Raw genomic sequence first — 6,145 nt, 5'->3', positions numbered from 1 at the left:
GGCGCGGCGCGGCCGCGCTCCGTCCGGGCGCGGGGCGGGGGGGCGCGGGGCGGGCAGGGGCGGCGCGGGGCATCCGATTCGCATGTAGCACGCGCGCGCCGATCCCGCGGCAGTTCGCAAGCGATGCCCCATGCGACCGCTTGCGTTCGGATGGAGAAACGTTCATCTGCGTCCGGGGCCGTCCGGAGAAGGCGGTCGCCCAGGCGCGGCACGGCAGGCTTCAACGACCCGGACGAACGACATGATGCTCCTCACGCGCCGCGCCGCGCTGCGCGCGGCCACCGCCGGCGGGATCGCCGCCGCCCTGCCCCTCGGGGGCGCCCAGGCCCAGGAGTGGACGCCGCCCGGTCCGGTGCGGCTGATCAACCCCTTCGCGCCCGGCGGCTCTCCCGACATCCTGGCGCGCGCCATGGCGCCGCACATGCAGGCTTTCCTCGGCCAACCCATGGTGGTGGAGAATCGTCCGGGCGCCGGCGCGGCCGTCGGCACGCGCAGCGTCGCCCGTGCGGCGGCGGATGGCACCACCGTGCTGCTCGCGCCGATCTCCTCGGTGATCGCGCCCTTCATGATGCGCGACCCCGGCTACGACCTGGCGGAGTTCCGCCCGCTGAGCTGGCTGGCGACGACGCCCTTCGTGCTGGTGGTCCGCCCCGGCCGCTTCGCCAACGTGCAGGAATGGGACCGCCAGATGAAGGCAAATCCCGGCCGCATGACGGGCGCGACCGGCGGTTCCGGCACGCCGCACCAGCTGGCCGCGGAACTCTACCGCGGCGCCTCCGGCGCCGACTTCCAGCTGGTGGGCTATCGCGGCACGGCGCTGGCGCTGACCGACCTGCGCGCCGGCACGGTGGACTTCATGTTCGCCGACATGCCGGCGGCCCTCGGCCAGATCCGCCAGGGCGGGCTGCAGGCGCTGGCGGTCTGCACGCCGCAGCGCGTGCCAGCCCTGCCCGAGGTGCCGACCATGTCCGAGAGCGTGGCGCCGGGCTTCGAGGCGAATTCCTGGGTGATGTGGTGGGCGCCCGCCGCGACGCCGGAGGCCGCCGCCCGGCGCCTTGCCGCGGCCGCCCAGCACGGCCTGGCGCAGCCCGATGTCCGCACCCGCGCCGGCGAGGTCGGCTTCATCCTCGTCGGCTCCGACATGGCCGGGGCAGAGGCGCATATGCGCAGCGAGGTGCAGAAATGGAGCACCCTGATCCGCGCCCGCGGCCTGGTCTTCGAGGAAAGCTGAGGCGCCGAGCGCCCTCCCCCCAACGGGGGAGGGCCGCGAAGGCTCAGTCCGGCTCGCCCGCCACCGGCTTGCCGCCCACCGCGCGCAGCAGCACGGAGATGGCATGTGCCGCGGCCTCCACCGCCTTGGCGTCGACGCCCTTCGCCACCAGCGCCACGCCGCCGCCACCCATGCGGTAATAGGGATAGCTGCCGATATCGAGCGCCGGCCAGCGCTTCTGGATGTCGGCCAGCCCCTCCGCGATCCGGCCTTCCATCACGCCATGCGCGTGCACGGTGCGGGACGCGACGGGCGGCCCGCCCTGCAGCTGCGGCGCGAGCCAGTCGAACATCGCCTGCATGATGCGCGGCACGCCGGCGAGGACATGCACGTTGCCGATGGTGAAGCCCGGCGCGACGGAGATGGCGTTGTCGATCAGGGTCGCGCCGCGTGGCAGGGTCGCCATGCGCTGGCGCGCCGGGTTGAACTCGCCCGGCGCGTAGTGGCGCTCCAGCCGCGCCCAGGCCTCCGGGTGCGGCTCCCAGGGCACGCCGAAGGCGGCGGCGACGCATTCGCTGGTGATGTCGTCATGCGTCGGCCCGATGCCGCCGGTGGTGAAGACGTGGTCGAATTTCGCCCGGACCTCGTTCACGGTGGCGACGATGGTCTCCCGCACGTCGGGGATGACTCGCACCTCGCGCAGCGGGATGCCGATGGCGCCGAGCCGCGTCGCCAGGAACTGCACGTTCGCGTCGCGCGTGCGGCCCGACAGTACCTCGTTGCCGATCACGAGCAGGCAGGCGGTGGGGTTGGTCATGTCGGATCGTCCGCGGCCCAGAGGGGGATGGAGAGGCTGCGCGCGAGTTGGCGCATGCCGCCGTCATAGGTCACGACACGGAGACCGCGATCGTGCGCGACGACGAGATAGAGGCAGTCGAGCACCCCGAGACGATGCCGGGTCGAGAGATCCGTGGCGCGCCGCAGAAGCGGCCCATGCGCGACAAACTCGCAGCCCACCATGTCGAGATCCAGCAGCGCCGCGCTGGCCGTGCCGGGATTGAGCTCGCCGCGCCGCTCCTTCCTCAGCAGCACGGCCGCAACCTCCAGCGCCAGGACATCGGGCGCGACGAAGTCGTTGCCCTCCTGCAGCAGGCGCAACGCGTCCTCCGACCCCTCCTCGGCAGCGTACCACTTGAGTGCGGCGGAGGCGTCGAGAACGAGCCTCATCCAAGATCGCCCTCGCCGTCTCCGTCTCGGAATGCGCGCAGCAGGCGCGTGCTGTCGGATGTCTGCTGCGGCTGCCCGGCCATGCGCGCGCGCAGCCGAGCGACAAGTTCGGCACGCGTCTCCTGCGCGTCGCGCGTCATGATCTCGCGTACATAGGCTTCGAGCGAGGTGCCACGGGCCGCGGCCTTGCGCTTGAGCGACTCGACCACCGCCTCGTCAACCTGCCGGACCAGCACCTGCGCCATGCCAGCCTCCTGCTATCACGCCATGATAGCAAACGGACAGGCTTGCGGCTACAGGAAATCCCTGAGCAGCGCGACCAGCGGCTTGTCCGCCGGCGGCATCGGGTACTCCGCCAGCTTCTGCGGCCGCACCCAAGCCAGCGCCTGGCCCTCCACCGGCGTCACCTGGCCGGACCAGCGCCGGCACAGATAGAGCGGCATCAGCAGGTGGAAGGCCTCGTAGCCGTGGCTGGCGAAGGCGAAGGGGGCGAGGCAGCTCTCCGCCACGTCGATCGCCAGCTCCTCCTTCAGCTCGCGGATCAGGGCGGCTTCCGGCGTCTCGCCGGGATGCACCTTGCCGCCGGGGAATTCCCACAGCCCCGCCAGCGGCTTGCCCTCTGGCCGGCGGGCCAGCAGCACGCGGCCGTCCGGATCGATCAGCGCGCAGGCCGCGACCAGCAGCATGCGCTTGCCGCCGGGTTCGGGCAGGGGCTCTGCGGCGGGCGGCGCGGGCGCCGTCGCCGGCAGGTCGGCGCGCGTCATCTCGAACAGCAGCACCGGCATGGCGGCGCCGCGCGACAGGAAGTCCTGCGCGCCTTCGCCCACCTGCCGGAAGCCGATCCGCCGCAGCACCGCCTGGCTGCGCGCATTGTCCACCAGCGCCGAGGCCACCAGCTTCTCGATGCCGAGATGGGCCAGCGCCCAGCGTGCCAGCCGCCCCGCGGCCTCCGGTCCGACGCCGTGGCCCCAGAAGCGGCGGCCGACCCAGTAGCCGAGCTCCGCCTCCCGGCGGGCGGCGTCCATGGTCAGGCCGATGCAGCCGACCAGCACCTCGCGCTCCTCCGGCGTGCCGGCCTGCTCGACACCGACGATCGCCAGGTGCCAGGCGCGACCTTCCGCCAGCTCGACGCGCGTGGAGGCGATCCACTCGTCGGCGAGCTCGCGCGGATAGGGGAAGGGCACGCGCGCCAGCGTCTTCGCCACTTCCCAGTCGTTCACCAGGCGGTGCAGGTCGGCCGCATCCTCGGCGCGCAGCGGGCGGAGCGTCAGGCGTTCCGTGCGCAGCGGCTGGAAGGGCGGCGGCGCGAGCGGATCGTGCGCGGCATCGTCGCCGGCGGGCAGGTCTGGCGCGGTCAGGACCGGTAGGCCCCGTTGATGTCGATGTAGCCATGCGTCAGGTCGCAGGTCCACACCGTCGCCTTGCCGCGGCCGAGGCCGAGATCGACGGAGATCACGACCTCCCGCCCCTTCATGTGCGCCACCACCGGCGCCTCGTCGTAGCCCGGCACGATCTCGCCCTCGCGCGCCATCCAGGTGCCCCCTACTCCGACCGAGAGGCGGTCGCGGTCGGCCGGCTCGCCGGACTTACCGACCGCCATGACGATGCGGCCCCAGTTCGCGTCCTCGCCGGCGATCGCGGTCTTCACCAGGGGGGAGTTGGCGATCGACATGCCGATGCGGTGCGCCGACTTCGCGGAGACCGCGCCGGTCACGTCGATGCGGATCAGCTTCTGCGCGCCCTCCCCGTCGCGCGCGACCATCAGCGCCAGCTCCATCAGCACCTCGTCCACGGCGCGGGCGAAGTCCTTCAGCATGGCGCCGCCTTCCGCCGGCACGCGCGGATGCTTCGCGCTGCCGGTGGCGAAGAGCAGCACGGTGTCGGAGGTGGAGGTGTCGGAATCCACCGTGACGCAGTTGAACGACCGGTCGCTGCCCTTCCGCAGAATGGCCTGAAGCGCGCCGGCCGGCACCTTCGCGTCGGTGGCCAGGAAGCACAGCATCGTCGCCATGTCCGGCGCGATCATGCCGCTGCCCTTGGCGATGCCGCTGACCGTGACCGTCGCCTCGCCGATCCGCGCCGTGCGCGTCGAGCCCTTCGGGAAGGTATCGGTGGTCATGATGGCGCGCGCGGCGTGCTGCCAGAGGTCGTCGCGGAGCGCCGCGTGCACGCCGGGCAGCGCGGCCGTCAGCTTCGCGGTCGGCAGCTTCTCCCCGATGACTCCGGTGGAGGCAAGGAACACCTCGTTGGGCTTGCAGCCCGCCAACCCCGCCATGGCCTGCGCGGTCTGCTTGCAGGTCTCCCGCCCGGCCTTGCCGGTGAAGACGTTGGAGTTGCCGGCGGTGACCACCAGCGCGCGCGCCTTGCCCCCCTTCAGCGCCGCGCGGCACCAGTCCACCGGCGCGCCAGGGCACTTGTTCTTCGTGAAGACGCCCGCGACGGTGGTGCCCGCCGGGAACACCATCATCGTCACGTCCTCGCGCGCCGTGTAGCGGATGCCGGCCTGCCCGGTGCCGATCCGCACGCCCGGCACGGGCGGCATCTCTGGCAGCGGCAGCATCAGGGGCGAGACGGGCAGGTCCTTGCCGGAAGCCATGGGCGCGGGTCCAGAGTCGGCGGTTGCGGTGCGGGAGTCTGTGCCCCCACCCAACCCTCCCCCGCAAGCCGGGGAGGGTCAGTTCAACCTAGCGGCGCGGCTGCCCAGCGGCAGGCGCCGGAGGGGCGGCGCCGTCGAGCAGGGATGGCGGCCGCGGCGCCTCGCCACCGGCCAGGCGCTCGATGTTGGCGGCGGCGCGGATGCGCTCGACCGCCTGGTTCACGCCGTCCTCGAAGACCTGCTGGCGCAGCTGCTCGCGGCTCTCCTCGAAGCTCGGCGGCGGCACGGCGCGCCGCTCCTCCACCTTGATGACGTGCCAGCCGAACTGGGTGCGCACGGGGTTCGCGCTGATCTCGCCGGGGCGCAGCGTGAAGGCCACCTGCTCGAATTCCGGGATCATGTCGCCCCGCTTGAAGAAGCCGAGGTCGCCGCCCTCGCGCGAGCCGGGGCCGGAGGAGCGGCGGCGCGCCACTTCGGCAAAGTCGGCACCGGGGCGGCGAACCTCTGCCAGCGCGGCGCGGGCCTCCTGCTCGGTGGGCACCAGGATATGGCGGGCGCGCACCTCCTCCTCGGCGGCGCGGCCGGCGACCTCGCGCTGGTAGCGGGCCCGCAGCGCCTCCTCGGTCAGCAGGGGCTGGACCTCGCGCAGCAGCAGCGCCTGCTGCAGCGTCTCTTCCTCCGCCCGGCGGATCCGCGCCTGCACCTCGGAGTCGCGGTCGAGGCCCCGCGCGCGGGCGGCGGCGACGATCGCCTTCTGGGTGATGATCTGGTCCAGCAGCAGGGGCTGCAGCATCTGCGGCGGCACGCTGCGCAGCTCGTCCGGCAGGCGGCGGATCTCCGCCTCCAGGTCGGACTGGCGGATCTCGATGCCGTCCACCCGCGCCAGGACCGGGTCGGCCGCCGGCGCCTGCGCCAACGCGAGACCGGCGGGCAGCAGCAGGGCAGCAAGGACGAGAGCCGGTCGGCGCATGAAGGGAACTCCGCGAAGGCGGCGGAACATGGCCGATGCGGCGGGCCGCCACAAGGCAGGGCCGGCCCTGCAGCCGGGCCGGCGCGCCCCCCGGCCCGGGGCCCGGCTCGCGTTGACGCGCCCCCCCGGCGCGCCTATCTCT

The 6,145-nt window shown here is 73.2% G+C and carries 7 protein-coding genes; 1 reads left to right on the top strand and 6 read right to left on the bottom strand.

What is annotated here, in order from left to right:
* The first annotated feature begins 241 nt into the window (after positions 1-241).
* A complete protein-coding gene (locus OZN99_RS23170) occupies positions 242-1,231 on the top strand; it encodes a Bug family tripartite tricarboxylate transporter substrate binding protein (RefSeq protein ID WP_270937624.1) in 990 nt (329 codons plus the stop codon).
* Positions 1,232-1,274: 43 nt separating this feature from the next.
* On the opposite strand, the gene OZN99_RS23165 is transcribed toward OZN99_RS23170, so the two are convergent.
* From OZN99_RS23165 to OZN99_RS23140, 6 genes are all read right to left on the bottom strand, one after another.
* Positions 1,275-2,027, bottom strand: coding sequence for a competence/damage-inducible protein A (locus OZN99_RS23165; RefSeq protein ID WP_270937623.1), 753 nt, complete (start codon positions 2,025-2,027; stop codon positions 1,275-1,277).
* Positions 2,024-2,437: a type II toxin-antitoxin system VapC family toxin gene (locus tag OZN99_RS23160; protein WP_270937622.1), complete on the bottom strand. Its 414-nt coding sequence runs from the start codon at positions 2,435-2,437 to the stop codon at positions 2,024-2,026. Before OZN99_RS23160 ends, OZN99_RS23165 begins: the two co-directional genes overlap by 4 nt.
* On the bottom strand, positions 2,434-2,682 hold the full coding sequence (locus tag OZN99_RS23155; protein WP_270937621.1) for a FitA-like ribbon-helix-helix domain-containing protein: 249 nt from the start codon (positions 2,680-2,682) through the stop codon (positions 2,434-2,436). Before OZN99_RS23155 ends, OZN99_RS23160 begins: the two co-directional genes overlap by 4 nt.
* Positions 2,683-2,730: 48 nt before the next feature.
* Positions 2,731-3,723, bottom strand: a complete 993-nt coding sequence (locus OZN99_RS23150) for a bifunctional GNAT family N-acetyltransferase/(deoxy)nucleoside triphosphate pyrophosphohydrolase (protein ID WP_270937625.1) — start codon at positions 3,721-3,723, stop codon at positions 2,731-2,733.
* 68 nt (positions 3,724-3,791) lie between these two features.
* Positions 3,792-5,033 carry a bifunctional glutamate N-acetyltransferase/amino-acid acetyltransferase ArgJ gene (argJ, locus tag OZN99_RS23145; RefSeq protein WP_270937620.1) on the bottom strand — a complete coding sequence of 414 codons (1,242 nt, stop codon included), beginning with the start codon at positions 5,031-5,033 and terminating at the stop codon, positions 3,792-3,794.
* Between the two features lie 88 nt (positions 5,034-5,121).
* The gene (locus tag OZN99_RS23140) at positions 5,122-6,003 is read right to left on the bottom strand and encodes a peptidylprolyl isomerase (RefSeq protein WP_270937619.1); all 882 of its coding nucleotides are present in this window, start codon (positions 6,001-6,003) and stop codon (positions 5,122-5,124) included.
* Positions 6,004-6,145 lie beyond the last annotated feature (142 nt).

This window comes from Falsiroseomonas oryzae, assembly GCF_027856955.1.
GTDB classification, from domain to species: Bacteria; Pseudomonadota; Alphaproteobacteria; order Acetobacterales; family Acetobacteraceae; genus Falsiroseomonas; species Falsiroseomonas oryzae.
Note: the sequence above shows the minus strand (reverse complement) of the source record. Positions and strands in the feature narration are given on the sequence as shown.

Coding starts and splice junctions, on each gene's coding strand:
- OZN99_RS23160 (WP_270937622.1), bottom strand. CDS start 2,437: ATGAGGCTCGTTCTCGACGCCTCCGCCGCACTCAAGTGGTACGCTGCC.
- OZN99_RS23140 (WP_270937619.1), bottom strand. CDS start 6,003: ATGCGCCGACCGGCTCTCGTCCTTGCTGCCCTGCTGCTGCCCGCCGGT.
- OZN99_RS23170 (WP_270937624.1), top strand. CDS start 242: ATGATGCTCCTCACGCGCCGCGCCGCGCTGCGCGCGGCCACCGCCGGC.
- OZN99_RS23165 (WP_270937623.1), bottom strand. CDS start 2,027: ATGACCAACCCCACCGCCTGCCTGCTCGTGATCGGCAACGAGGTACTG.
- OZN99_RS23155 (WP_270937621.1), bottom strand. CDS start 2,682: ATGGCGCAGGTGCTGGTCCGGCAGGTTGACGAGGCGGTGGTCGAGTCG.
- argJ (WP_270937620.1), bottom strand. CDS start 5,033: ATGGCTTCCGGCAAGGACCTGCCCGTCTCGCCCCTGATGCTGCCGCTG.